Genomic DNA, 24789 nt, shown 5'->3' on the forward strand with positions numbered 1-24789 from the left:
GCAGAGGAGTGCAAAATAACCTCGTGTCGCGGGTCCTGCTGAAGGTCGGGTGAACATGCACGGGTTCGGCTTCGCCACTTTGGCGTTGGTGACCGCCATCGGTTTCGCCGGTCCCTTGCTCGCTGCCGTGCCGCGGCTGCGAATTCCGGTGGTCATCGGTGAACTGCTCGCCGGGCTCGTCGTCGGCCACTCGGGTTTCGGGATCATCGATGTCGGCAACGAAACGCTGCAGTTGATCGCCAACATCGGCTTTGCCCTGGTGATGTTCGTCGTCGGTACCCAGATTCCGGGCCGTGGCCTGCAGATGCGCTCGGCGTTCCCACTGGCCGGTGCGCGCGCCGCCCTGGTGGGCGCCGTCGCTGCGGCTCTCGGTTTGGTGCTCGCCTACGAGTTCCACAACGGCCACGCGGCGCTCTACGCGGTGCTGATGGCCTCGTCGTCAGCGGCCCTGGCATTGCCGATCATCCAGTCACTGCAATCGCAGGCGTCTGCGGTACTCCTGGTCTCCGCGCAGATCGCGGTTGCCGATTGCGCGTGCATTGTCCTGTTGCCGTTGGCTATTGAGCCGGACCGGGCGCTGGTCGCGGCGCTCAGCGCACTCTCGATCGCGGGCTGCGCGGTGGTCATCTTCGTAGTGCTCCGGGAATTCGATCGCCGGGGACTGCTGCGCCGCCTGCACACCCACTCCAAAAAGGACCGGCTGGCGCTGGAGTTGCGGACCAGTCTCTTGTTGCTCTTCGCGCTGGCGGCTGTCGCCGTCACCACCCGCGTCTCGATCATGTTGGCAGGCTTCGCCTTAGGCCTGGCGGTCGCGGCCGTCGGCGAGCCCCGCCGGCTGGCCAGACAACTGTTCGGCATCACCGAGGGGTTCTTCAGTCCGCTGTTCTTCGTCTGGCTGGGTGCCTCCCTGCAGGTCGGTGAGCTCATGGCCAACCCGAAGTTCGTGCTACTCGGAATCGGCCTCGGAGGGGGAGCGGTGTTAGCCCACTGCGCGGCAAGAATATTGGGGCAGCCGCTGCCACTTGCGGTGATCTCTGCGGCGCAACTCGGCGTGCCGGTCGCGGCGGCGACGATCGGCACCGAACGTCACCTGTTCGCCGCAGGTGAGGCCGCCGCGTTAATTTTCGGCGCGCTGATCACGATCGGCGGCACGTCGATCGCGGGCCGCTTGGCGACGCGCAGGCCGGGAGTGCCGGGCTAGGGACGTTCGGCCCTCCGATGGCCATGACCTAGGGCCTCCGCGCCCGGGACTTCGGCACGTCCGGGAGGCGACCGAAGCACTGCGAGACGATTTCGTTGGGCCCTATCAGCCGTCGTGCGCTCCTGGTCAGATTGACCCAAGGCTGATCGAGGAGGCCATCATGACGAAGTTCTGGTTACTGGCCACCGACCATCTGACGTTGGGCCGGATGAATCGGCCGGCCGTCACGGCCCTCATCTGCTACCACGTCACCGACCGGCTGCACGACGGACGGGCGGTCGACGTGCTGGGTCACCAGATCGCCCCCACGGTCTCGGCGTGGCTGGCCGAATTGGGCGTCGACAGCCCGCTGGTGGACGAGCTGGCGCGGGCCGCGCAGGCGGGCGACTGGCCGGCGGTCTACGCCGTCGGCGAGCACCTCTCCGTCGAGGTCACCCTCGCCGCTGCTGCGTGAGTACCGGGTAGGCACGCGGTGTCCGCCGAAAGGCACAAAGTCCCGCCGACAAAGGACGCCATGCCCTCGTATCGGGGGCTTGATCACGCTTTGGTTGAACCAGGACCTAGGTGGAGAAAGGAACGCAGGGAATGAGCGCACACTTCCCGGACGACGGCACAATCCGGACCGTCCTCACGCTGGCGTCGCGGGCGCCGTCAGTGCACAACACCCAGCCGTGGCGGTGGCGGGTGGACACGTCCAGCCTTCATCTCTACTCCGACACGAGCAGGCAACTGCCTCATACGGATCCGGACGGTCGTGACCTGATGCTCAGTTGCGGTGCCGCGCTGAATCATTGCGTCGTCGCCCTGGCGGCCGTCGGGTGGCAGGCCAAAGTGTCCCGGCTGCCCAACCCGGCCGAGCCCAGTCACCTTGCCGCCATCGAGCTGGTGCCGCAGTTGCCCGATCAGCTGGACATCATGCTGGCTGCCGCGATGCCTCGCCGGCGGACCGACCGGCGGCACTACAGCTTCTGGCCGGTGGCAATCGGCGATGTGGCATTGATGACGGCCCGTGCGGCTCGGATGGGGGTGGCGCTGCATCGAGTCGAAGCCATGGACATGTTGAATGCCGTTGTGCTGCAGTCAGTGTCGGCGCACGCAGCGGACCCCGACTACCTGGCCGAACTCACCGCCTGGAGCGGTCGGCACGCGTCGTCCGCCGGCGTCCCGGCGCGCAATGCGCCGGCACCGGACCCCGCCGCGGCCATACCCAGCCGCCGATTCGCCGGTGCCGCACTGGCCATGCCCCCCGACGTCTACGCCGAAGACGACAACGGTGTAGTCCTGGCACTAGGCACCCGCAATGACGACCCCCTGGCGCAACTGCGCGCCGGCGAGGCCACCAGCGTCGTGTTGCTGACCGCCACGGCGATGGGGTTGGCGAGTTGCCCGGTTACCGAACCGCTCGAGATCGCGGAAACCCGGGCCGCGGTGCGCGCCGATGTATTCGGCAACAGGAGCCATCCCCAGATGCTGGTCCGGGTGGGCTGGGCTCCCATCAACGCTGACCCCCTGCCGGCGACGCCGCGACGTGCGCTCGCGGACACGGTGGAGTGGTTGGTTGATGCGGAAGTCCAATAGGTGACGGCGAATTACCGCTGTCTACGGTTGACAGCCCCCGCCGACGCGGACGGATGATGGGCTGATGACCCGAGATGGGGGAGACGTCAGCGCTGGACTCCTGGATACCGCCGGATTGCATCGCCTTGTCGAGGTGCTGATCGAACGCGGCTATCGCGTAATCGGTCCGACCATGCGCGACAACGCAATCGTATTGGCGGAATTGCAATCTGCCGGCGAGCTTCCCCGTGGCTGGGGTGTTGACGCGAGCCCCGGGCACTACCGACTGCGCCGGCGCGAGGACGACGCGGCGTTCGGGCATTCGGCCGGACCGCAATCCTGGAAGCAATTCCTGCACCCGCCCCGGCAGCGGATCTGGGCGGGTGCCCGGGACGGCAGCGCGGTCACCGAACCCGAGGAGCCGCCGCGCTATGCCTTCCTGGGAGTGCGCGGCTGCGACCTCGCCGCGATCGCGACTCTCGGCCGGGTGCTGGGCGGCGGCGCGTATCCGGACAACTCGTTCGTCAGCCGCCGCCGGCAGATTTTCGTGATCGCGGTGAACTGCACGGAACCCGGCGGGTTGTGTTTCTGTGCGTCGATGGCCACCGGACCGGCGGTGGGACCGGAATACGACCTCGCGCTCACCGAGCGCACCGACGGCGACAGCGAAGCCTCTTACCTCGTCGAGGTGGGTACCCCCGAAGGCGCCGAGCTGTTGGCGGAAGTGCCGCACCGGGCGGCGACGGACGACGAAACTGACTGCGCCCGTTCCGATGTCGCGAACGCCGCCCAGCGGATGGGTCGGCAGATGCCGGAGGGTGATCTGCGGAACCTGCTGCTTGACGCGCGCGACTCGCCGCAGTGGGATGAGGTGGCCAGCCGCTGCCTGACCTGTGGCAACTGCACGATGGTGTGCCCGACCTGCTTCTGCACCAGCACCGAAGACGTCACCGACCTGACCGGCGACCACGCCGAACGGTGGCGGGAGTGGGCCTCCTGTTTCGAGTTCGATTTCACCTTCATTCACGGGGGTGGCAGCGTCCGTCAGTCGGGCGCATCGCGCTACCGGCACTGGCTGACCCACAAGTTGGGCACCTGGCACGACCAGTTCGGTATGTCCGGGTGCGTCGGCTGCGGACGGTGCATCGCCTGGTGCCCCACCGGAATCGACATCACCGCCGAGATGAACAAGATGGCCGGCGATGAGTGACTGGATAACCACGCCGCACGTGTCGGCGATGGACCCGTTGCCGTACCGGGTCCGCAGTCGCGTTGTGGAGAGCCCGGATTCGGCCACCCTGTGCCTGGAGCCGGTGGATTCGGCGGTGCGGTCGCCGGAGCCCGGCGAGTTCATGATGCTGTACGCATTCGGCGTCGGTGAGGCGGCGATCTCGATCAGCGGGGACCCGACCGTGCAGGATGGATCGATCACGCACACGGTGCGCGCCGTCGGTGCGGTCAGCCGCGCCCTGCACGATGCCCAACCGGGAACCATTGTGGGAGTTCGGGGTCCGTACGGCACCAGCTGGGGACTGGCCCAGGCCGAGGGCCGTGATCTCGTCATGGTTGCCGGCGGGGTGGGTCTGTGTCCGTTGCGGCCGGCGATCCTGGGCGCGTTGGCCCACCGTGAGCGTTACGGCAAGGTCATGTTGATCGTCGGGGCCCGCTCGCGGGCCGACTTCGTGTTCGTCGACCAGCTCAAAACGTGGGCGGACGACCCGCGCATCGAGTTGCACCTGGTCGTCGACGCGGCGACCCAGGGTTGGGAAGGAGAAGTCGGCCTGGTGACCGAACCGCTGCGCCGGCTGACCCTGGACGCCGGGCACACCAGTGCCTTTCTCTGCGGACCGGAGCCGATGATGCGTTTCGGCGCGGCGGAGCTGATCGCCAAAGGCATGTCCGCGCACGATATTCGGGTGTCGCTGGAGCGCAATATGCAATGCGGGATCGGCTGGTGCGGTCACTGCCAGCTCGGTCCGCTGCTGCTGTGCCGCGACGGGCCGGTGGTCGGCTACGACGTGGCGGGTCCGCTGATGCAGGTGAAGGAGCTGTAGATGAGCCCGGTCAAATTGGCGGTGTGGAAGTTCGCGTCGTGCGATGGTTGCCAGCTGACTCTCCTGGACTGCGAGGACGAATTGCTGACCCTCGCCGAACACGTGGAGATCGCGAACTTCGCGGAGGCTTCCAGCGCGACAACGGCGGGGCCATACGATGTTTCGCTGGTCGAGGGCTCGGTCACGACAGCCCATGACAAACGTCGCATCCGGGATATTCGGGAGCAGTCGAAGATCTTGGTCACCATCGGTGCCTGCGCAACATCAGGAGGAGTGCAGGCCCTGCGCAACTTCGCCGACGTGGCGGAGTTCGCGTCGGTCGTCTACGCCAAACCGGAATACATCGACACGCTGGCGACATCCACGCCTGCCTCCGCCCACGTCAAGGTCGACTATCAGCTGCAGGGCTGTCCGATCGACCGGGGTCAGCTCCTCGACACCCTGGCGGCCCTGCTGGTCGGACGTAAGCCGCGGTTGCCGGCGAAGACGGTGTGCACCGAGTGCAAGCTGCGCGGCGTCACCTGTGTGATGGTGGCCGACGGCATACCCTGTCTGGGCCCGGTCACGCACGCCGGCTGCGGGGCGCTGTGCCCGCGACACCATCGCGGGTGTTTCGGCTGCTTCGGTCCTTCTGCCGCACCCAGAACCGCGACGCTGATTCCGCTGCTGAGTCGCGACGGAATGTCGGATACCGACGTGGACCGGGTGTTCTCGACATTCAACGTCGCGCGGTTCGCCGCGGAACGGAGCAAGCAGTGACATCGGCTGACCGGACGCTGCGGGTGGGAACACTCACCCGCGTGGAAGGCGAAGGGGCGCTGAACGTCACGCTCAAAGACGGCGCACTGGAATCCGTTGAGCTCAATATCTACGAGCCGCCAAGGTTTTTCGAGGCGTTCCTGCGGGGGCGGGCGCACACCGAACCGCCGGACCTGACCGCGCGGATCTGCGGCATCTGTCCGGTGGCCTATCAGCTCAGCGCCTGCAACGCGATCGAAGATGCCTGCGGCGTCGAGATAGACGACGAGATCGTCGCGTTGCGGCGATTGCTGTACTGCGGCGAGTGGATCCACAGCCACGTTCTGCACATCTATTTGTTGCACGCCCCGGACTTTCTGGGTTATCCCGATATCGTCAGCATGGCCCGTGACCACCGCAAAATTGTCGAACGCGGGCTGGAACTGAAGAAGGCGGGCAACCGCCTGATGGAATTCGTCGGCGGCCGGGCGATCCATCCGATCAACCTGCGCCTCGGTGGGTTCTACTCTGTGCCAACCCGTTTCGACCTCGAACCTATCGCGCAGGAACTGCGCGTCGCGCTGGACCACGCGCTGGCGACCGTCGAATGGGTGGCCGGTTTCGAATTCCCCGACCTCGAGCTGGACCATGAGATGTTGGCGCTCACCGCATCGGGTCAGTACGCGATCGAAAACGGCGTCATCGCGCGCAGTCCCGGGCCTCCATTTCCGGTAGCCGATTTCATGCAGCACGTCGTCGAGTCGCAAGTGCCGCATTCGACGGCGCTGCACGCGACCCTGGACGGCGGTCGCCACCTGACCGGACCGCTGGCACGGTATTCACTGAACTCATCGGCCCTCTCGCCGGTCGCCGCCCAGGCCGCCGTACGGGCCGGGCTGTCAGCGCAGTGCCGAAACCCGTTCCGCAGCATCGTCGTCCGGGCCGTCGAGGTGGTTTACGCGATCGACGAGGCGCTGCGGCTCATCGACGAGTATCAGCGTCCGTCCCGCCCATTCGTCGAGGTACCGGCCCGCGCCGGCGTCGGGCACGGCGTCAGCGAAGCTCCCCGTGGCCTGCTTTATCACCGGTACCACATCAGCGCGGACGGCCAGGTAGCCGCGGCGACGATCATCCCACCCACCTCGCAGAACCAGGCGGCTATCGAAGCGGATCTCAGCCGGGTGATCTCGGAGAACCTCGACCTCGAGGACGCGGCTCTCACCACGTTGTGCGAGAGGGTGATTCGCAATTACGACCCGTGCATTTCCTGCTCGACCCATTTCCTGACGTTGACGGTCCACCACACGTGACCGGCAGAGTTGTCGTGATCGGCCTCGGCAACCGCTATCGGCGCGACGATGCGCTGGGCGTCACCTCCGCCAGGGCACTCGGCGACTTAGCGCTGCCAGGCGTTGAGATTGTGACCGACATCGTCGATCCGCTTACCCTGCTTGATGTTTGGTCGGGAGCCCGGTTAGCCGTCATCATCGACGCCGCGGTGACGACCGGATCGGCCGCGGGTCACATCCGCTGCTGCGACCTCGACGAACTGCTCAGTTCCGCAAAGCCGCTGAGCTCGCACAGTATCGACGTCGGCCGCACCTATGAGCTGGGCCAGGCACTCGGACGAGTACCCGAGGCGCTGCAGATCTACGCCGTCGACGTCGCCGACACCGACCACGGCATCGGTTTCACCGCGCAGGTCGAGCAGGCTCTGCCGCGGGTGGTCGCGTTGGCCGCGGCCGAAATTAACCGTGTGACAAGCTTTTCGGCTTAATTGCGAGCTGGGTTGAGGTGGCCGGCGAACCAGCTGCGGGCCAGCATGGCCACTTGTTCGAGAGTGCCGGGCTCCTCGAACAGGTGGGTTGCGCCGGGCACGATGGCGATCTTGCACTCGGCGGGGATCGCCGCGCGGGCTCGGCGGTTGAGATCCAGAACCACCTCGTCTAATCCGCCGACGATCAACAGGGTGGGCGAATGCACGTGGCGTAACGACTCACCCGCAAGATCAGGCCGGCCGCCGCGAGACACGACCGCCGCCACCTTGACGCCGGGATGGGCGACAGCGGCCAGCGCCGCTCCCGCTCCGGTGCTGGCGCCGAAATATCCGATGGCCAGTGATGCGGTGTCGGGCTGGCTGGCGAGCCAGCCGGTGATGTCGACCAGCCGGGATGCCAACAACGGAATGTCGAAGACGTTGGCGCGGTCACGTTCCTCGTCCGGTGTCAGCAGGTCGAAAAGCACCGTCGCGAAACCCGCCTCGTTGAGCACCCGCGCCACATACTGGTTGCGCGGACTGTGCCGGCTGCTTCCGCTACCGTGTGCGAACGCCACGACACCCTTCGGATGCTGGGGGATGGTCAGATGGCCCGCTATCGAAACCCGCCCGGCAGGCGCCACGATTTCCTCGTCGCGCAGCGGTGGCGCGTTGAACTCGTTCATAGGTCGAGTGTGATTCGCGGTCCCGCACCACGATATGGCCACAAGTCCCTTCGCTCAGCGACGAAGTTCCCCACTTGCGCAGCGGCCCAGTGTGAACCACACGACGCGACACACCGCCCCGGCGTCGTGTGGTTCACTGCCGCGCGTCGGAGGTGCTGGCAAGCCGGTCGGTCGCCACGTAACGCAACAGTGCGGCGACGCCGTCGGCCGGTGTCAGCCGATTATCCGCACGAACCAGCCTGGCTCCCACCGCAATAGCGCTGAACGGCAGCGCCTCGTCGGCCCTCGCGACCCGCACCACCGGTTCACCGAAATCGGAGAGCACGTCGGCGTCGGGCGCCACCGCGGTCAGTGCCGCACCGGTGACTACCGTCGAATCGCCCAGCTCACCAACGATCAGCGTTTCGACGTCGCCTTCGCGCAGCGCCGCGCAGACGGCGGCGACACCGCCGGCAGCCAACCCGGATCCACGGCCGATCTCGGCGTCGAACCGTTCCGCGATCTCGGCCATCTCCACGTCGTGGCGCCGGGCGAACTCCGGTGCGGTCAGCCGGAAGATCTCCGCGTAATTGACGTCGCCACGGTGACCTTCGGCATGCAACTGCGTCACCCGCTGCGTCACCCGCTTCGGAAGTTCGGCCAGCACACCGGCGCGGGAACGGACCTCACCACTGACAAACACCACCTCGGGGTCCGCCTCGTCGACCAGATGGGTCAGGTTGTCGGCGATCGCGCGGCAATTCATCCGGACGGCTTCCTCGGTGGTGTGCTGCATGTCGCCGTAGCCGTTCCACCCTGCGGTGGCCGGTTTGTGCACCGGATAGCCGGAACCTTCGACGATGGTCGAACTCGTCGTGCGTCCCTTGTACAAGGTGACATCGGCGCCGGTGTGGTCGACAGCGGCGAACACGTACGTCGGTCGCCGCATCTCGTGGTCGATCAACGGCAGCACATAGGGGTAGTCCGATACGCGGATTATCGGAGCCGGGGGAGGGCTGATCAATTGCTCGTTGATGAGCACCTGGGCACGGGTGACGATCACCGCGCGGCCGCGACGTCCCACGGCCGGCTGATGGTGCAGGATGGCTTCCTCGAGCCGCTCGAGCATGCCCGCACCGGCGCCCAGATTCTCGAGGTGCGCCCGGATGTCGCGCCACTTGGCGTCCAGTTGTCCGGCCGCGTCCGCGGCGTCGTGGGAGTCGTCGAAATACACCGAGGCAAACGGGCCCGCTGCTTTTGTCAGCCACCGGAGGTGTTCTGAGAGCATGAGATCCCCTTCTACTAGTGCGGCTGAGCACGTGTTCACCCGCCGACGGTATGAACGGTAGGAAAGGCGAACCGGCGGTGGCAGAGTCGTAAGCCCTCCGATAGGGGTCTTAAGTCCCTGCCGTGACCGGCTCATAAAGATCGGTGAGGCAATCGGCGAACTTGTCGATGACCACCTTGCGGCGAAGTTTCATGCTCGGCGTCAGGTCGCCGGCTTCGATCGACAGTTCGCGGTCCAGGATGGCGAACTTCTTGATCTGCTCCCAGCGATTGAGCTCCGAGTTCAGCTCGTCGACATAGCCCGCGATCAGGTCGCGGGTCTTCTCGTCGCGCGCGATTTCGGCAAAGGACTTGCCGGCCAGGCCATGCTTGGCGGCCCAGTCGGTGATGGCTTCACCGTCCAGCGTCACCAGCGCCACGCAGTACGGCTTGGCCTCCCCGATGACGATGAGCTCACCCGCGTACGGGCAGAGGCCCTTGAATCGCACTTCGATCGCTGAGGGCGCCACGTACTTGCCCTGCGAGGTTTTGAACATGTCCTTCTTGCGGTCGGTGATGCGCAGGAATCCGTCGGGGTCGATCTCGCCGATGTCGCCGGTGTGGAACCAGCCGTCCTGTTCGAGTGCCTCGGCGGTCGCGTCCGGCAGATCGTGGTAGGACGTCATCACTCCCGGCCCGCGGAGCAGAATCTCGCCGTCATCGGCGATCTTCACCTCAGTGGCCGGGAACGGCCAGCCGACCGTTCCGAAACGGTATGCGCTGGGCCGGTTGATGAATGAGGCCGCCGCCGTCTCGGTCAGCCCGTAACCCTCGAGCACCACGATGCCGACCGCGTCGAACCACTGGGCGACGTTACGATCCAGTTTGGCGGCGGCGGAGACGAAGAAGCGCACTCGTCCACCGAATCGCTCGCGAATCGTGGTGAATACCAACCGATCCGCCAGGCGGTAGGCCAGCGAAGAACCCCACGACGGTTTCTCGCCGGCCTGCCTGGCTTCGGACACCTTCAGTCCGACCGCGATGGCCCAGTCGAAAATCTTCTTCTTCAGCCCGCCCTGCTCGCCGACCATGCTGACGATGCGGGCGTGCGCCTTCTCGAAGATGCGCGGCGCCGCGCCCATGACGGTAGGGCGCACGGCCGCGAGATTATCGACGATGCGCTCGACCCGGCCGTCGATGGCGGTGGGAAAGCCGATCTGCAGCGGCAGCGACAGCATCACCTTGCCGAAGGAATGCGCCAGCGGCAACCACAGGAAGTTGAGATCCTCTGGGCCAAGCACATTCAGCGCGTCTATGGCCGCGGCGGTGTAGGTCCAGGCCTCATGCGTCAGTCGTACGCCCTTGGGCCGTCCGGTGGTGCCAGAGGTGTAGATCAGGCTGGCGAGCCGGCTCGGGCCCACGTCCGCGATACGCGCATCGACGGCGTCGGGGGAGTCGACGAGCAATTGCCGGCCCCGCTGCTCGAGTTCGTCCAGGGTCAGGACCCAGTCCCTGTCACCGTCGCCGTCGATGATCACGACGTTGCTGACCTCCGTTAACTCGCCACGATGTTCGAGCAATTTGTCGACCTGCGCCTGGTTTTCAGCGACCACCACGCGACTGCCCGAGTTGGCGACGATGTACGCCACATCGGTGGCATTCGTGGTCGGATACACGGTGGTGGTGGCCGCTCCCGCACACATCACCGCGAAGTCGACAAGCACCCACTCGTAACGCGTCGAGGATGCCAGCGCGACGCGATCTTCCGGGGCGATTCCCAACGCGATCAGGCCCGCGGCGATTTTCTGCACGCGCTCGCCGACCTGCTGCCAGGTCACGCTCTCCCACCTGTCGTCGCGTGGGTAGCGAAAAGCCTCCGCATCCGGGGTCGCTGCGACGCGGTTGCGAAACAGGTGTGCCACCGACTGGGCACGCTGCTCGATCTTGCTGAGGTCCGGCCTCTCCATTGAGGCTAGCGGTGTGTTCATTGCGCTCATCCGTGCTTTCCGAGCCGATACCGTGTTTCGACGCTACGACGCCCATACCGACGGCGCGAGTGACTTAAGTCCTTTCCGGCCTGGTCATCCGTCCCGACTCCGGGCCCATATATCGACATCGAAAATCGGCCTGCGGGTCAAGGACTTTCGCTGCCCCGGCAGGGCCCTAGGTCCCTACGCCCCGTCTTGACGAGGTGTTAGCGTGCCGCCATGACGATGCCCACCAGTAGCGACCAGAAGCGTCCCGGCGCTTCTGGATGGGCCGTACCAGCCGTCAGCGGTCTGGCAGGCGCCGCCACGCCGTTCATGCACACCGGGCAGTATCTGGCCCAATCATGGCGCGACTACCTCGGCCAGCCTCCCGATGAGCTTCCCATCGCCCGGCCCACCGTAGCGTTGGCGGCGCAGGCTTTTCGCGACGAAGTCGTCTTGATGGGCCTGAAAGCACGTCGCCCCGTCAGCCGGCCCGACGTGTTCGACCGCATCACGCGCGAGGTCCTGGCGGGACTCGAGTTCTACGGCGAACGGGGATGGTTGGACGCACCGGAAGGATTCTTCGTCAAACCGCCGGCGCCCTCGGATGTCACCGTCCGAAAGGTGAAGGGCCGCAGGCGTTCGTTCTACCGCATGTTCTTCAGCAGCGAGTACGCGCCGCACCCGGGGGAGCCCGGTGTGCAGCGGTGGCAGAGCTACACCGCAAACGCCCGTGAGTACGCGCTGCTGCTCCGTCATTCGCAACCACGACCCTGGCTGGTGTGTGTGCACGGGACCGAAATGGGTCGTGCCGCACTGGATTTAGCGCTCTTTCGCGCCTGGAAGCTGCACGACGAGCTTGGCCTCAATGTCGTGATGCCCGTCCTGCCCATGCACGGCCCACGGGCGCGTGGCCTGCCGAAGGGCGCGGTGTTTCCTGGCGAAGATGTGCTCGATGACGTCCACGCGACGGCTCAGGCCGTCTGGGACATCCGCCGGCTGCTGTCATGGATCCGGCTGCAGGAGCCCGATTCCCGGATCGGCCTGAACAGCCTGTCGCTCGGCGGTTACATCGCATCGTTGGTGGCCAGCCTGGAAGATGGCCTCACGTGCGCCATTCTCGGGGTCCCGGTGGCCGACCTGGTCGACGTGCTGGGCCGGCACTCCGGCCTCAGCCACGATGACCCACGCCGTCACACGATGCAGCTGGCCGAACCCATCGGGCGGATGGCGTCGCCGTTGTCGCTGACCCCGCGCGTGCCGATGCAGGGACGCTTCATCTATGCCGGCGTCGCCGACCGCCTGGTGCATCCGCGCGAGCAGGTCAATCGGCTCTGGAAGCACTGGGGTAGACCCGAAATCGTCTGGTATCCCGGCGGTCACACGGGTTTCTTCCGCTCGCAACCGGTGCAGCGGTTCGTGTGGGAGGCGCTGCAGCAGTCGGGTCTGCTGGAGGGACCTGCACAGCTGCGTGCCCGACCGGCCTAGTCGTCCGAGCCGATGTGAACCTGCTCAGCCCGCTGGACACCGCGATGATGGCCGCGGAACTGCTGGCGAGCCCGATGCACGTCGGTGTGGTGCTGATTCTGTCGCCTCCGCCGGACGCCGGTGCCGGCTACGTCGACGACGTGTATGCGTCGGCGCTCGCGGGTACCCAACCGATCGATTGGCGGCTTCGCCGGTATCCGCACCGCGGTGTGGAGACCGCGGGCATGTGGGTATGGCGTGTCCTGAAAGACGTTGATCTGAGCCAACATTGCCAGCGCCGAACGTCGTCTGACGGCACCCGCGGCTTATGGCGGTTGATCGGCGAACTGGACGCGGAGCGCCTCGACCGGTCGCGGCCGATGTGGATGTCGTATCTGATCGACGGGCTGGCCGACGGTCGCTTCGCCTTCTATGTCAAGGTCCATCACACCGTCGTCGACGGCGTTGCCGGCCTGCGCATGATCGCCGAGGCACTGAGCGCCGACCCGGAGCAACGTTCGATGCCACCTTTCTATGCCGACCGCGGTGCGGTGGCGCCGCCACCCGACACATCGAGCGGCCCGGCAGTGACGACACTGGCGGCGCCGCTGCGATGGTTCGGCGGCACGGTCGCATCCGGTGCGGGGTTGGCCGAGAGCGTGGTGACAGGGGCTGTGGCGACCGTCGTGGACAGTCTGGTCTCGCACGTCACGGCACTGCCGTTCGGTGCGCCGTATACGCGCTTCAACAGTCGGCTGGGGACCACGCGGGCGGTCTGCGCGGGCAGTTGGCCGCGAAATCGCATTCAGGCCGTTCAGCAAGCGGCCGGAGTCAGCGCCAACGATGTGATCACGGCGATGGTGGCGGGTGGGGTGCGTCAGTGGCTGCGCGAGTACGGGGAACTGCCGGATCGGTCGTTGGTGGCGGTGTGTCCCATCACCGTGCGCAGCCGCGGCGCTGCAAAGCAGGCTGCCGGCAACATGTTTGGCCTCTGGCTGTGCCCGCTGGGCACCGATCTGGATGGTCCGGCCGCCCGCCTGCAGCTGATTCACCGCTCCATGGCGGCGGGAAAACGCTGGGTGGCCGACCGTGGATCGGCGGCCTCGTTACTGACCAACGCGGGAAGTGTTGCCGCGACGGTGATTCCGCCGCTACTGCCATTGGTGCGTCCGAGCCGCACCGGATACAACCTGCCGATCTCGCATGTGCCCGGTCCACCTGACGAGATGTACTTCAACGGTGCCCACGTCGACGAGATCTACCCGGTGTCGACCGTCTATGACGGCCAGGCATTCAACGTGACAACGTGCTCCTACGCCGACCGGGTCGGATTCGGCTTCGTCGCTGGAGCTGACGTGATACCCGACATCGAGAAACTCCTGCCGTTGACCGAGGCGTGTCTGAGCGAACTCGAAGTGGCCGTGGGTGCCTGCCCCGGGTGAGTCCTCAGCGCGGTTCGCCGGACGGACCCGGAGCATTTTGGCGGCCCCGACGAGGACCAATGACCCTCGTCGATGACCTGTCATCGGCGCAAACTGACCTCATGACCAAGATGAGGCATATCGCCGAGGCGACTGCGTTGCTTGGCGCGCTCTACTGTGCGCGGCGCTACTACCGGAATTGGGGCACCACCAAAGCGGAATCTCAGATGCGATTGCCCGGCGACGCGCTGGTTGGGGATCCGGCGATCCAGGTGACCGAGGCGGTCTACATCGATGCACCGGCGTCTGCGGTCTGGCCGCAATTGCAGAAGAATCCGTTCGGTTCCGCTGATGACGCCGACCAATCGCAGCCATCGGACCGGCAGCTCGCGGTGGGCGACCAGCTCCGCCTGGCGCCGGCGGGCTGGCTGGGATTGCCCGACGGCGTAACCCTGACGGTGGAGGAAGTCGTTGCCGGGCAACACGTGGTCTTCCGAACCGAGCAATCCCGCCCGAGCTGGAATGCGGTGTTGTCGTTTCACGTCCAGCCGCACTGGGAGGACCGGGTGCGGCTGCTCGCCCGAGCCAGGATCGCGTTACGCCACCCCGGGGAGGTGTTCGCGATGGAACTGGCCAGGCCGGTGATCGCGATGGGGACCAGGGGATGGTTGCTCGGCGCCAAGCACCGCGCGGAACGCGCCACAGCGACGTCGGTCAGTGCGGAAAGCCCTGCCTTTGAAGAGGCGTCTGAAAAGTCCTGAGCCCCAACGTAGATCCTGGGAGGTCTGCCGTGCGTGACACCATTCCGCTCGGACGGATTGCAGGATTGCGGGTGAACGCTCATTGGAGCGTCATCGTCATCCTGTGGTTGTTCACCTGGAGCCTGGCCACCACCTTGCCCCACGATGTGGGGGGTTATCCGCGTGGGGCGTACTGGGCCGCAGGCGCGTGCGGAGCGCTGGTGTTGTTGGGTTCGCTGCTCGCGCACGAACTGGCGCATGCGGTGGTCGCCCGGCGGGTGGGCGTGGCGACCGACAGCGTGACGCTGTGGCTGTTCGGCGGTGTGACGACGTTGCGCGGCGAGGCGCCCACACCCAAGGCTGCTTTCCGGATCGCGGTCGCCGGTCCCGCAACCAGTCTGGCGCTGTCAGTAGCGTTCGCGGGACTGGCAATCACGTTGGAATCAGCCCACATTGCGGTGATTGTGGTGAGCGTCGCGTGGTGGCTGTCCGCGGTCAACCTGATGCTGGGCCTGTTCAATCTGCTTCCGGGAGCTCCGCTGGACGGCGGACGGTTGGTGCGTGCCTTCCTGTGGCAGCGCCACGGCGACCGGGTGCGCGCTGCGGTGGGAGCGGCGCATGCCGGGCGAATCGTGGCCATCGTCCTGATCACCTTGGGCCTGGCCGAGTTTGTGGTGGGCGGTCTCATCAGCGGGGTCTGGCTGGCGTTCATCGGTTGGTTCATCCTCGCCGCCGCACGTGAAGAAGAAGTGCAGGCAACTAACCAGCAGATGTTCGGCGGAATGTGCGTGGCCGACGCGATGACACCGAAACCGCACACCGCGCCGGACTGGATCTCCGTCGAGGATTTCATCCAGTGCTACGTGCTCGGGGATCGTCATTCCGCATACCCGATCACCGATCGACAGGGGACGACCGTAGGGCTGGTCACGCTGCGGCAATTGCGCGATGTCGCGCCCGGCCTCCGCGCGACGACGAGGGTGCGCGAATTCGCCCTGCCGCTGGGCAACGTTCCCGTCGCAGCACCGGGTGAGTCGCTGAATGCGTTGTTGCAGAGGATGACACCGGTCGGCCCGCGCAGTCGTGCCCTCGTGATGGAGGGAGACAAAGCGGTCGGCATCGTCACAGCGGGAGACGTCGCCCGGCTGATCGACGTGTACCGGATCGCCAGTCCCGAACCTGTTCCAACACCGGTCGAGTCGAGGGAGATATGAGATGAAGCCGATCATCGTCGGGATCGACGGATCCGAGGCCGCGATCGCGGCCGCGCTGTGGAGTGTCGATGAGGCCGTAGGCCGCGGCCGGCAGCTGCACCTGGTCGCCGTGATCAGCCAGACTCACTTATCGGCGGACGACTACGCCCGCGACCTCGGTCACGCCGAAAAGTCGCTCAAATCAGCACAATCAGCGATCGAGGCCGGCGCGAAACCCGTTGAGGTCACGACCGACATCCAACGTGGGCCGGCGGCAACTGTTCTGCTCGAGGCATCACGTGATGCCGAGATGATCTGCGTCGGGTCGGTGGGCATCGGCCGTTACGCCCGCGCTCTCTTGGGTTCGACCGCAGCCGATCTCGCGGAGAAGGCCTACTGCCCGGTCGCGGTCGTGCGGACAGATACCGAACAACCACCGATCAACTGGATCATCGTCCGAATGACCCGGGACGACGACGCCGTCGTCGAATACGCGGCCTGGGAGGCAAAGCTGCGCCAGGCGCCTCTGCTCGTGCTGGGCGGCCGCCCAGAGGAACTGACCGAGCACACCGACGGAGAGTTCGAACGCCGGGTGCACGCCTGGCAGCAGATCAATCCCGAGGTGCGCGTCTACCCGATCACGACACGATCCGGCATCGCGAAGTTCTTGAGCGCCAACGACGAGCGTGTGCAGCTGGCGGTGATCGGCAGCGACGAAGCCGATCAGCTGGCGCGGCTGGTCGGCCCCTCCGGCCATGCGCTGTTCGCACACCCCCAGTGCTCGGTGCTCGTCGTCCGCGGGTAACGCAATGTATGTGCCGGCCGGCCACCCGTCCGTCGTCGTCGGGATCGATGGCTCGAGGGCGGCAATCGATGCCGCGCTGTGGGCGGTCGATGAAGCGGTCGCGCGGGATATCCCGTTGCGTCTGCTGTACGCGATAGAACCGGACGACTTCGCGGAGGTTCCACCGGACCGGGCGGCCCGCAAACTCGCGATCGCAGAAAACGCCGTCCGCTATGCGAGCATGACCGCCGAGGCGGCGGAGCAGCCCGTCCGGATCGAGATCGAGATCGCCCAGGAACGGCCGATCGTCGCCCTGACGCGAGCATCGGCGTCGGCGGCCATGGTGTGCGTCGGTGCCGTGGGTCTGCACCACTTCCGTCCGGAGCGGGCCGGCTCCACCGCGGCGGCGGTGGCCCAGTCGGCACACTGCCCGGTGGCCGTGATCCGCCGTCACGGTGACCGGGCCCGACGCGAGGAGCACTGGATCGCCGTGGACTCCCACGCGTCCGCCGACTCCGACGCAGTAATGCGGACCGCCCTGGAAGAGGCCCGGCTACGCGACCTGCCGCTTCGCGCCATCACCCATGGGCAGCGCGCCGGATGCGACTATCCCGACCGCCGACTGGAACGGTGGCGACGCCACTACCCGGATGTCGACGTCGAAGCCGCGGTGTCGACCGGGAGTCTCATCGATTACCTGGCCGGTCACGGCCGACACGTGCGGATGGTGGTCATCGGGCACCGCAACCACGACGAGGTGACCCGACTTCTGGGGCCGGCCGGTAGTGCGGTGCTGCACCACGCGGACTGTTCGCTGTTGATCGTGGATCGTCCGAACCTGTGAAAGACGGCGACCGCTTCGAGACCAACGAGGGGACTTCGGACCCTATGCGGGCGGCGCAATCATCGTGAGGATGAGTATGCCTGTTGCTGTCGAGGGGTGTCGGGGCCCGCAGGAGAGTGAAAATGGCTGCCAAAACTGGAGGTCGGTCGTTGGTGACTGCGTCCAGCGCGGATGAACTTGCGCGCCAATTCATGAGATCGGCATACGCCGACAGCGCGTACATCGATTGGACGCTCGATCGACGTCTGGAAGGCTTCCTGCATCGCCGGGGGCTCGACTGCCTGGTCGAAGACGGTGACGCCTACGACCTGGTCCTGGACCGGGTAATGGTCCACATCGGCAACGCTGCCCGCTCGGGTCTGGCCAATGCGCCGGGCCGGCGAACACCGGCTAATTGAGCGACGCCTGAAACGCTATTCGGCCACCGGCGCCCAGTCGGCGCGCCGGAAAGCGCGTATGCGGTGCCATTGGATTTAAACTGGCGATGCGCGAGCCATGATGAGAGAAGCTGACCTGCTGCTTTTCAGCGTGATTTCGCACGGGTAGCCAGGGAGGAATTCGCAAAATGGTGAAGGTTTTCTTGGTCGATGACCACGAAGTCGTTCGGCGGGGCCTGGTCGACCTTCTTGGCAGCGACCCTGAGCTCGAAGTGATCGGCGAAGCGGGGTCGGTGTCTGAAGCCATGGCCAGGATCCCGGCGTTGCAGCCCGATGTGGCTGTCCTGGACGTGCGACTTCCGGACGGAAACGGCATTGAACTCTGCCGTGACCTGCTCTCCGCCGTTCCGGAGTTGCGCTGCCTGATGCTGACCTCATTCACCTCCGATGAAGCGATGCTCGAAGCGATTCTGGCCGGTGCCAGCGGTTATGTCGTCAAAGACATCAAGGGTCTGGAGTTGGCCCGGGCGATCAAAGAAGTCGGGGCGGGCAAGTCGCTGCTCGACAACCGCGCCGCTGCGGCGCTGATGGCGAAGCTGCGCGGCGGTGAAGAGAAGAAGGATCCGCTGGCCGCCCTGACCGAGCAGGAGCGGACGCTCCTCGGCCTCCTCGGTGAAGGTCTGACCAACAGGCAGATCGCGGACCGGATGTATCTCGCCGAGAAGACCGTGAAGAACTACGTCTCGCGTTTGCTGTCCAAACTCGGCATGGAGCGGCGCACCCAGGCAGCGGTGTTCGCCTCCAAATTGGGCACCGAGGCCGGTCCGAGAACACCGCCGCACGGCCGCTAGAAATCTTCGTTTTTCGACCCTCCATTGCGCCTCCTGGACAAGGTCCAAGGCCGTAGTCTGACAGGCTGACGGAGCGGTGGCTGCCTGACGCCGAGGCGATTAAGCTAATCAGCGGTATCGGGCGTGTTGTGCACCGCCGGAGGCCAAGAATCCTCTTGGAGGTTCTGCTCGGGTGGGCAAAGACGAGCATGGGTCCGCATTTGCTGGGCTCGGTCAGCCTGGTCTGGTGACCAGGATGCATCAGCAACTCGACGAGTTGTTGGCGGCGCGCGACCAGATGGAACAGCTGCTCCGTGTCATCGTCGAGATCGGTTCCGATCTCGACCTCGACGCCACGTTGGGCCGGATCATCCAGGCCGCCCGAGAACTGACGTCGGCGCCGTACGGCGCGCTCGCGGTCCGCGATCCCGAGGGAACGTTGCTCAGGTTCGTGCACTCCGGCATCGACAATGAAAACGCCCACCGGATCGGGCATCTGCCGGTGGGCAAAGGGGTTCTGGGTGTTTCTCTCGTCGAGACACCGGCGCTCCGGCTCGAGGACCTGACCCACCATCCGGCGGCCGTCGGATTCCCCGAGCATCATCCTCCGATGCGCGCCTTCCTGGGGGTGCCGATCACGATCCGGGGGGTGGTGTTCGGCAGCCTCTACCTGACCCACGTCGACCCGGGCCGGGTGTTCACCGAATCTGACGAATTCGCCGCTCGCGCACTGGCATTCGCCGCGGCGGTGGCCATCGACAACGCGCAGGTGTTCGAACGCGAGCGGACCTCGGTCAAGTGGATGGAGGCGAGTCGCGAGATCACCACCGCCCTGTTGTCCGGCGACAAATCACATCGGCACCCGCTGCAACTGATCGCGGAGCGCGCCCGCACGCTCACCGGATCGGAGCAGGGGATCGTGCTGGTGCCGACCGACAGCGATCTGCCGCTCGACGAAGTAGAGACGCTGGTGGTTTCTGCCGCCGTCGGCAAGCACGCCGATGAGGTGCTTGGGCAGCGGGTTCCGGTGGACGGCTCCACCAGTGGGGCCGTGTTCCGCTCGGGCGAACCGCTGATCACCGAATCGCTGAGCTACCCGATCCAGGCGTTCACCGACGTCGGGCAGCGATCGGCGATCGTCATGCCGTTGCGGGCCCACGATCAGACGGCGGGGGTGCTGGCCCTGGCCCGCGACGCCTACCAGCCGCCGTTCGATCACAGCGACCTCGACCTGGTGGGTCAGTTCGCCACGCACGCCGCGATCGCGCTGATGCTGGCGTCGGGCCGGGAGAACGCGCGGCAGCTGACCATCCTGGCGGAGCGGGAACGGATCGCCCATGACCTGCATGATCACGTAATCCAGCGACTCTTCGCCGCCGGAATGGATCTGCAGGGCACCCTGGCCCGGGCCCGCTCACCCGAAGTCGCCGACCGGCTCAATCGCACGCTCGATGACTTACAGAAGATCATCGAGGAGATCCGCACCACGATCTTCCAGCTGAAACTGCCCGTGGGCGCCGAGGGCGGTTTCCGGCACCGCATGCAGCGAATCGTCGCGGATCTCACCGACGACCGGGACATCTACACCACAGTGCACCTGGACGGCCCCATGGCCGCCGTCGACGGTGAGCTTGCCGAACACGCGGAAGCCGTTGCCACAGAAGCGATCAGCAATGTCATCCGGCATGCCGGTGCGTCGAGACTGACGGTCGAGGTCAGCGCCGCCGATATGTTCGCCATGACGATCAGCGACAACGGCCGCGGAGTTCCTGTCGACAACCACCGGCGCAGTGGTTTGGCAAATCTCGAGCATCGCGCCGAACAGCTAGGTGGCAGTTGCGAAGTCACGAGTTCGCCGGGCGACGGCACCCGGGTCCACTGGACGGTGCCACTGCCCGTGGACTGATTCGTCTGCAGTCAGCGCACCACAAGCACCGAGCGTCCGGCGTGCCCGAAATGCGGGTCGAGGGGTCCCACCATCCTGGCGACCTTGCTCGCGTCGGCCGCGCCGATCACCGCAAGGTGCACGGGTTCTTGTGTTTCGCTGAGGAATTCAGCGACGCCGTCTCGGGCGGCGGCCGGGTGGACATGCACATCGGGGTGCTGCTGCACCCACCTGCCCAGCCGATGCTCCAGCTGGGAGTAGGGAATCTCGCCAAATCCCCAGCGCCACACACCTAGTGCCAGGATCGGTGCCGCCCGCAGCGCTGCCTCTCGGAAGCCGTGCTGGAGCACCAGATCGTTGTCCGGGGACTCGTCGACGACGACGGCGATCGACCCGGCGTCGGGTGTCGCGGCGCCGCGGTTCGTCCGGATGACGGCTGCAGGGCACCGCGCGCCGCGCGCAACCTCTTCGGCGGTGGAACCCAGCACCCGGCGAGCGAGCCGTCCGATACCCACCGAACCGACGCAAACCATTGCCGCACTGCGTGATTCGTCGATCAGGACCCGGGCCGGTGACCCGATCACCAGGTCGGTCTCGATCTTCACCGGCTGTCCGGTCGCATGCGCCGCGGCGCAGGCCGCGCGCAGTGCTGTCTCGCCGTACTCGGTGTCCAGATCGGTCTCACCCGGCGGTGCGTCTGGCGGCGGCGGCGTGACGGCATAGACCAGACGCAGTGGGACATCGAGGGCGCAGGCCTCGGGAACGGCCCATCGGGCGGCATTGATCGCCGCCTCCGACCCGTCGATTCCCACGATTATCGACCCCGGGGAAATCGACCCCTGGGAAATCGACCCCGGGGATTCGGTGTGGTCCATAGCGCAGACGCTATTCGGCGATGTGGGATTGCCGGCAGGGCCGTTTGGCATCTGGTGGGGCGGATTTGGTCCCGAGCGGGCCTGGGGCACAGCGGGCTTGGGTCACCCGACGAAGGTCTCACGACTGTGCGGTAGAGGACTTAAGGCCCGAGACCGGAGACCTCCGGGGCAATAGCGTCATAGTCAGGGCGTCACGTCAGGCGCCTGAGGGAGGACATCATGTCTACCACCGTGACACGTTATGGCGTCGTCGTCGGCGTCGACGGATCAGCCGCGTCGAATGCCGCTGTGTTCTGGGCCGCGCATGAGGCAGCGATGCGGCACGTCCCACTGACCTTGGTCCACATGTACAACCCGGTGGTGCCGGCGTACCCGCAAGTGCCGACGTCGGCCGGAGTTGCGTTGTGGCAGAAGGATGATGGCAGCGAACTCCTGGAGCACGCGGTTAAGATCGCCGAGGACGCGCTGTCGACGGACCGGGCGATTGCGATCGGCAGCGAGGTGAAGGCGTCGGCGCCGGTGCCCACGCTGGTCGAGATGTCTCGCGACGCCGACATGGTGGTGCTGGGTTCCACCGGACGCAGCGCGGTCGAGCGGGTGCTGCTGGGGTCGGTCAGCTCGGGAGTGGCGCACGGTGCGAAGTGTCCGGTCGCCATCATCCGCGAGGAAGCCTCCTGGCTGCCGCAGTCCAAGACCGCCCCGGTGGTGGTGGGCATCGACTGCTCGCCGACTTCTGAGGTCGCGCTGGCCATCGCCCTCGACGAGGCATCACGTCGCGGGGTCGCGCTCACCGCCGTGCACGCGTGGAGCGACATGGCGGTCTACCAGCTGCCCTGGCTGGAATGGCGCGAGGAAGCGGAGCGCAACCTCGCCGAGTACCTGGCGGGCTGGCAGGAGCGTTACCCCGACGTCAAAGTCAACCGGGTGATCGTCCTGGACCATCCCGGTCGCGCCCTGATCGAAGAATCCGAGGGCGCGCAGCTCGTCGTCGTCGGTAGCCACGGCCGGGGTGGCCTGAGCGGCATGCTCCTGGGGTCGGTCAGCAACGGTGTCGTGCACGCGGTACGGGCGCCGGTGATTGTGGCGCACCCTGCCTGATGGCCGGTCTCACCGCCACTTGATGCCGCAGCCGATCGACGGCCGCTGGTTCGGGTCGACGGGCCGTCCGTCAAGGACCGCGTCGACCGCGGCACGCACGTCGGCCCCCGTCACCGGTAGGTCGTTCTTGGGCCGGGAATCGTCGAGCTGACCCCGGTAGACCAGTCGGCGGTCACCGTCGAACACGAACGTGTCTGGGGTGCAGGCGGCCGAGAACGCACGCGCGACGTCCTGGGTCTCGTCATACAGGTACGGGAAGCTCCACCCGTGGCGTTCGGCCTCGGCGACCATCTGATCGGGACCGTCCTGTGGGTACGTGACGACGTCGTTGCTGGAGATGGCGACCATCGGCACCCCCCGTTCGATGAGGTCCCGGCCCAGTTCGGCGAGGCCGGCAGCGACGTGCTGGACGTAGGGGCAGTGATTGCAGATGAAGGTGACGACCAACGCCGGCCCGGTCAGGTCGGCGAGGCTGAGGGTGGCGCCGGTCGCGGGCTCGGGCAGCGCGAACTGCGGTGCGGGAGTTCCCAGCTCGAGCATTGTCGATTCGATGGCCATTCCGACAGCCTACGTCCGGCACGGGCGCGACGAGGCGAGCGTTCAGCGCCCGACGGCCCTGATGCGGATGGGCCCGCGCCACTCGCTGGCGGGATCGAGGACGTCCCCGCGTTGCGTGATTTCCACGCGGCCGGCTTGGGCGAGCTCCCGCGCGATCGCGCGCGCCTCGTCCATCAGCCCACGCCACTTCTCGCCGCCGACGGCCCGGGCCGCATCCGAGGGGCAGGTGCTGCTGTGCGGCCCGCGCAGCTCGGCCAGGGCGAGAATCGCGGACTCCAGTCGTTGCCGGACCGGTCCGTCACCCAGGGCCACCTCGGCGTGCTGTGCCTGCGGCGTGCCGTCGTCGATGGCCCTGCGCAGTTCGGTCCGTCGTTGCTGAGCCACGTCGCCAGTCAAAACCACGTTGCCAGTCAAAACCAAACCGGCCGTTGCCGCCCGAGCGGCGGGCCGCCGGCCTTCTTGCCTGGACGGAGCACTTCCTCGCCACCGCAACCCCGTCCACGCGTGGCTATGCTTGCGGAGCGCCGGCCGCGGCCGGCCGTCAGCGCCACTAGTGCAGGGCGTGGCGATCGCAAGCGCGGCGTAGCCGGGCGCTGCGGGTCGCCACCAGTGCTGGGCGTGGCGATCGCAAGCGCGGCGTAGCCGGGCGCTGCGGGTCGCCACCATTGGAGGTGGTCCGATGTCCGAGAGGGTGAACGGAAGGCGAGGCGAGATAGTTGGCAGCCGTATCGGCCGTGGTGCTCTCGGGCAAGGGCGGAACAGCCAAGACACTGTGGCAGATGATGTTGGCGGGGGAGGCGTCGCGGCTCGGTATCTCCACGTTGCTGGTCGACGCGGACCCGGAGCGGAACCTGTCCAACCACTTCGGGGTGTCGCAGCACTCGACCGGGCTGGGCTCGGTGTTGGAGGACGCCGGCATCAATTTCTGGGGTGATCCCGGCACCGCCGCCAAGCGGGTCGACGAGGAGATCATCGATACCAAGTGGCCGCACGTCGAACTGCTACCCGCCGGCGCATCCTTGACCCGGGTCGCCGGGGTCGGCGTCTCGGATACCGGGCTGCTGCGCGGCATTTTCACCGCGGCCGGCGTCTTCGACCGCTACGAACTCGTTCTGATCGACACCGGGGGCCGCACCGGCTCGCTCGAGGCGCTCGCCATGCACTTGGCCGATGTGGCTTATGCGCCGATCGCGCCGACCGGCGACGCGGTGCGCAAAGCCATCGAGGCGCGCAACAGGGTCGAGCGCATTCAGCGCATTCATCCCCTCAAGTGGTGCGGTGTCGTGCTGTCCGGCTTCGACAGCCGCAACGGTATCGAGCAGTCGATCCGCGAAACGGTGTACAAGGAGTTCGGCGACGAGGTACGCGCAGAAGTTCCCCGGCGCGCCATCATCAACGAGGTGTTTCAGCTGGGAGATCGGCTCGGGGACCGCCACGAGGTGGTGGCGCGCCACTTGGCGCCCGTCTTCCGCCGATTCCTGGAGGAAGACCTGCTGGGTCGGCGATGAGT

24 protein-coding genes and 2 pseudogenes are annotated in these 24789 nt (G+C 66.5%); 19 read left to right on the plus strand and 7 right to left on the minus strand.

Annotated elements, in window-relative coordinates; all coding sequences use genetic code 11:
- The first annotated feature begins 55 nt into the window (after window positions 1-55).
- The 8 genes from C0J29_RS14635 to C0J29_RS14670 all read left to right on the plus strand — a co-directional run bounded on the left by C0J29_RS14635 (window position 56) and on the right by C0J29_RS14670 (window position 7327).
- Window positions 56-1201 carry a cation:proton antiporter gene (locus C0J29_RS14635; protein WP_120794730.1) on the plus strand — a complete coding sequence of 382 codons (1146 nt, stop codon included), beginning with the start codon at window positions 56-58 and terminating at the stop codon, window positions 1199-1201.
- A gap of 160 nt (window positions 1202-1361) precedes the next feature.
- On the plus strand, window positions 1362-1655 hold the full coding sequence (locus tag C0J29_RS14640) for a hypothetical protein (RefSeq protein ID WP_371872391.1): 294 nt from the start codon (window positions 1362-1364) through the stop codon (window positions 1653-1655).
- A 131-nt stretch (window positions 1656-1786) separates the two neighbouring features.
- Window positions 1787-2779: an Acg family FMN-binding oxidoreductase gene (locus tag C0J29_RS14645; protein WP_120792779.1), complete on the plus strand. Its 993-nt coding sequence runs from the start codon at window positions 1787-1789 to the stop codon at window positions 2777-2779.
- 64 nt (window positions 2780-2843) lie between these two features.
- On the plus strand, window positions 2844-3968 hold the full coding sequence (locus C0J29_RS14650) for a 4Fe-4S dicluster domain-containing protein (protein WP_120792780.1): 1125 nt from the start codon (window positions 2844-2846) through the stop codon (window positions 3966-3968).
- Window positions 3961-4812, plus strand: coding sequence for an FAD/NAD(P)-binding protein (locus C0J29_RS14655; RefSeq protein ID WP_120792781.1), 852 nt, complete (start codon window positions 3961-3963; stop codon window positions 4810-4812). The genes C0J29_RS14650 and C0J29_RS14655 overlap by 8 nt, the downstream gene beginning before the upstream one ends.
- Window positions 4813-5571 carry an NADH-quinone oxidoreductase subunit B family protein gene (locus C0J29_RS14660; RefSeq protein ID WP_120792782.1) on the plus strand — a complete coding sequence of 253 codons (759 nt, stop codon included), beginning with the start codon at window positions 4813-4815 and terminating at the stop codon, window positions 5569-5571.
- Entirely contained in the window at window positions 5568-6860 is a 1293-nt protein-coding gene (locus tag C0J29_RS14665; protein WP_065164481.1) for a Ni/Fe hydrogenase subunit alpha, read from the plus strand. The genes C0J29_RS14660 and C0J29_RS14665 overlap by 4 nt, the downstream gene beginning before the upstream one ends.
- Window positions 6857-7327, plus strand: a complete 471-nt coding sequence (locus tag C0J29_RS14670) for a hydrogenase maturation protease (RefSeq protein WP_065164480.1) — start codon at window positions 6857-6859, stop codon at window positions 7325-7327. Before C0J29_RS14665 ends, C0J29_RS14670 begins: the two co-directional genes overlap by 4 nt.
- On the opposite strand, the pseudogene C0J29_RS14675 reads toward C0J29_RS14670, so the two are convergent.
- From C0J29_RS14675 to C0J29_RS14685, 3 genes and pseudogenes are all read right to left on the minus strand, one after another.
- Window positions 7324-7974, minus strand: a pseudogene (locus C0J29_RS14675) (dienelactone hydrolase family protein); the annotation flags it as partial. The gene C0J29_RS14670 and the pseudogene C0J29_RS14675 overlap by 4 nt on opposite strands.
- Before the next feature lie 151 nt (window positions 7975-8125).
- A complete protein-coding gene (locus C0J29_RS14680; protein WP_065164478.1) occupies window positions 8126-9259 on the minus strand; it encodes an Rv2629 family ribosome hibernation factor in 1134 nt (377 codons plus the stop codon).
- Between the two features lie 109 nt (window positions 9260-9368).
- On the minus strand, window positions 9369-11225 hold the full coding sequence (locus C0J29_RS14685) for an AMP-dependent synthetase/ligase (protein WP_371872392.1): 1857 nt from the start codon (window positions 11223-11225) through the stop codon (window positions 9369-9371).
- Window positions 11226-11540: 315 nt separating this feature from the next.
- Here C0J29_RS14685 and C0J29_RS14690 point away from each other — a divergent pair, with 315 nt between their 5' ends.
- The 9 genes from C0J29_RS14690 (at window position 11541) to C0J29_RS14730 (ending at window position 20769) form a co-directional block, all read left to right on the plus strand.
- Window positions 11541-12695, plus strand: a complete 1155-nt coding sequence (locus C0J29_RS14690) for an alpha/beta hydrolase family protein (RefSeq protein WP_120794732.1) — start codon at window positions 11541-11543, stop codon at window positions 12693-12695.
- Between the two features lie 14 nt (window positions 12696-12709).
- The gene (locus tag C0J29_RS14695; protein WP_065164475.1) at window positions 12710-14116 is read left to right on the plus strand and encodes a wax ester/triacylglycerol synthase family O-acyltransferase; all 1407 of its coding nucleotides are present in this window, start codon (window positions 12710-12712) and stop codon (window positions 14114-14116) included.
- Between the two features lie 101 nt (window positions 14117-14217).
- Entirely contained in the window at window positions 14218-14856 is a 639-nt protein-coding gene (locus tag C0J29_RS14700) for an SRPBCC family protein (protein ID WP_120794733.1), read from the plus strand.
- A 29-nt stretch (window positions 14857-14885) separates the two neighbouring features.
- Entirely contained in the window at window positions 14886-16049 is a 1164-nt protein-coding gene (locus tag C0J29_RS14705) for a site-2 protease family protein (protein WP_065164474.1), read from the plus strand.
- Between the two features lies 1 nt (window position 16050).
- Window positions 16051-16833, plus strand: a complete 783-nt coding sequence (locus C0J29_RS14710; protein ID WP_065164473.1) for a universal stress protein — start codon at window positions 16051-16053, stop codon at window positions 16831-16833.
- A gap of 4 nt (window positions 16834-16837) precedes the next feature.
- Window positions 16838-17656, plus strand: coding sequence for a universal stress protein (locus tag C0J29_RS14715; protein ID WP_065164472.1), 819 nt, complete (start codon window positions 16838-16840; stop codon window positions 17654-17656).
- A gap of 191 nt (window positions 17657-17847) precedes the next feature.
- The gene (locus C0J29_RS14720) at window positions 17848-18054 is read left to right on the plus strand and encodes a hypothetical protein (protein WP_242460438.1); all 207 of its coding nucleotides are present in this window, start codon (window positions 17848-17850) and stop codon (window positions 18052-18054) included.
- A 167-nt stretch (window positions 18055-18221) separates the two neighbouring features.
- Window positions 18222-18884, plus strand: a complete 663-nt coding sequence (locus C0J29_RS14725; protein ID WP_065164470.1) for a response regulator transcription factor — start codon at window positions 18222-18224, stop codon at window positions 18882-18884.
- Window positions 18885-19119: 235 nt separating this feature from the next.
- Window positions 19120-20769, plus strand: a complete 1650-nt coding sequence (locus C0J29_RS14730) for a sensor histidine kinase (protein ID WP_174814899.1) — start codon at window positions 19120-19122, stop codon at window positions 20767-20769.
- A gap of 11 nt (window positions 20770-20780) precedes the next feature.
- Here the strand turns inward: C0J29_RS14730 and C0J29_RS14735 are convergent, their stop codons facing one another.
- Entirely contained in the window at window positions 20781-21623 is an 843-nt protein-coding gene (locus C0J29_RS14735; protein WP_174814843.1) for a universal stress protein, read from the minus strand.
- 219 nt (window positions 21624-21842) lie between these two features.
- On the opposite strand from C0J29_RS14735, the gene C0J29_RS14740 reads away from it, so the two are divergent.
- A complete protein-coding gene (locus C0J29_RS14740; protein WP_065049385.1) occupies window positions 21843-22721 on the plus strand; it encodes a universal stress protein in 879 nt (292 codons plus the stop codon).
- A gap of 9 nt (window positions 22722-22730) precedes the next feature.
- Here the strand turns inward: C0J29_RS14740 and C0J29_RS14745 are convergent, their stop codons facing one another.
- The 3 genes and pseudogenes from C0J29_RS14745 to C0J29_RS34770 form a co-directional block, all read right to left on the minus strand.
- Window positions 22731-23279 (minus strand): thioredoxin family protein, encoded by a 549-nt coding sequence (locus C0J29_RS14745; RefSeq protein ID WP_065049387.1) that lies wholly within the window; start codon window positions 23277-23279, stop codon window positions 22731-22733.
- Window positions 23280-23321: 42 nt separating this feature from the next.
- Window positions 23322-23681: a DUF3253 domain-containing protein gene (locus C0J29_RS33780; protein WP_231513381.1), complete on the minus strand. Its 360-nt coding sequence runs from the start codon at window positions 23679-23681 to the stop codon at window positions 23322-23324.
- A 134-nt stretch (window positions 23682-23815) separates the two neighbouring features.
- A pseudogene (locus C0J29_RS34770) lies at window positions 23816-23949 on the minus strand (gamma-glutamyl-gamma-aminobutyrate hydrolase family protein); the annotation flags it as partial.
- Between the two features lie 46 nt (window positions 23950-23995).
- Here C0J29_RS34770 and C0J29_RS14760 point away from each other — a divergent pair.
- Window positions 23996-24787, plus strand: coding sequence for a ParA family protein (locus tag C0J29_RS14760; protein WP_065049389.1), 792 nt, complete (start codon window positions 23996-23998; stop codon window positions 24785-24787).
- Window positions 24788-24789: the final 2 nt, after the last annotated feature.

Source organism: Mycobacterium paragordonae, assembly GCF_003614435.1.
GTDB classification, from domain to species: domain Bacteria; phylum Actinomycetota; class Actinomycetes; order Mycobacteriales; family Mycobacteriaceae; genus Mycobacterium; species Mycobacterium paragordonae.

Coding starts and splice junctions, on each gene's coding strand:
- C0J29_RS14635 (WP_120794730.1), top strand. CDS start 56: ATGCACGGGTTCGGCTTCGCCACTTTGGCGTTGGTGACCGCCATCGGT.
- C0J29_RS14640 (WP_371872391.1), top strand. CDS start 1,362: ATGACGAAGTTCTGGTTACTGGCCACCGACCATCTGACGTTGGGCCGG.
- C0J29_RS14645 (WP_120792779.1), top strand. CDS start 1,787: ATGAGCGCACACTTCCCGGACGACGGCACAATCCGGACCGTCCTCACG.
- C0J29_RS14650 (WP_120792780.1), top strand. CDS start 2,844: ATGACCCGAGATGGGGGAGACGTCAGCGCTGGACTCCTGGATACCGCC.
- C0J29_RS14655 (WP_120792781.1), top strand. CDS start 3,961: ATGAGTGACTGGATAACCACGCCGCACGTGTCGGCGATGGACCCGTTG.
- C0J29_RS14660 (WP_120792782.1), top strand. CDS start 4,813: ATGAGCCCGGTCAAATTGGCGGTGTGGAAGTTCGCGTCGTGCGATGGT.
- C0J29_RS14680 (WP_065164478.1), bottom strand. CDS start 9,259: ATGCTCTCAGAACACCTCCGGTGGCTGACAAAAGCAGCGGGCCCGTTT.
- C0J29_RS14685 (WP_371872392.1), bottom strand. CDS start 11,225: ATGAACACACCGCTAGCCTCAATGGAGAGGCCGGACCTCAGCAAGATC.
- C0J29_RS14690 (WP_120794732.1), top strand. CDS start 11,541: ATGCACACCGGGCAGTATCTGGCCCAATCATGGCGCGACTACCTCGGC.
- C0J29_RS14700 (WP_120794733.1), top strand. CDS start 14,218: ATGACCAAGATGAGGCATATCGCCGAGGCGACTGCGTTGCTTGGCGCG.
- C0J29_RS14710 (WP_065164473.1), top strand. CDS start 16,051: ATGAAGCCGATCATCGTCGGGATCGACGGATCCGAGGCCGCGATCGCG.
- C0J29_RS14715 (WP_065164472.1), top strand. CDS start 16,838: ATGTATGTGCCGGCCGGCCACCCGTCCGTCGTCGTCGGGATCGATGGC.
- C0J29_RS14720 (WP_242460438.1), top strand. CDS start 17,848: ATGAGATCGGCATACGCCGACAGCGCGTACATCGATTGGACGCTCGAT.
- C0J29_RS14725 (WP_065164470.1), top strand. CDS start 18,222: ATGGTGAAGGTTTTCTTGGTCGATGACCACGAAGTCGTTCGGCGGGGC.
- C0J29_RS14730 (WP_174814899.1), top strand. CDS start 19,120: ATGCATCAGCAACTCGACGAGTTGTTGGCGGCGCGCGACCAGATGGAA.
- C0J29_RS14735 (WP_174814843.1), bottom strand. CDS start 21,623: ATGGACCACACCGAATCCCCGGGGTCGATTTCCCAGGGGTCGATTTCC.
- C0J29_RS14740 (WP_065049385.1), top strand. CDS start 21,843: ATGTCTACCACCGTGACACGTTATGGCGTCGTCGTCGGCGTCGACGGA.
- C0J29_RS14745 (WP_065049387.1), bottom strand. CDS start 23,279: ATGGCCATCGAATCGACAATGCTCGAGCTGGGAACTCCCGCACCGCAG.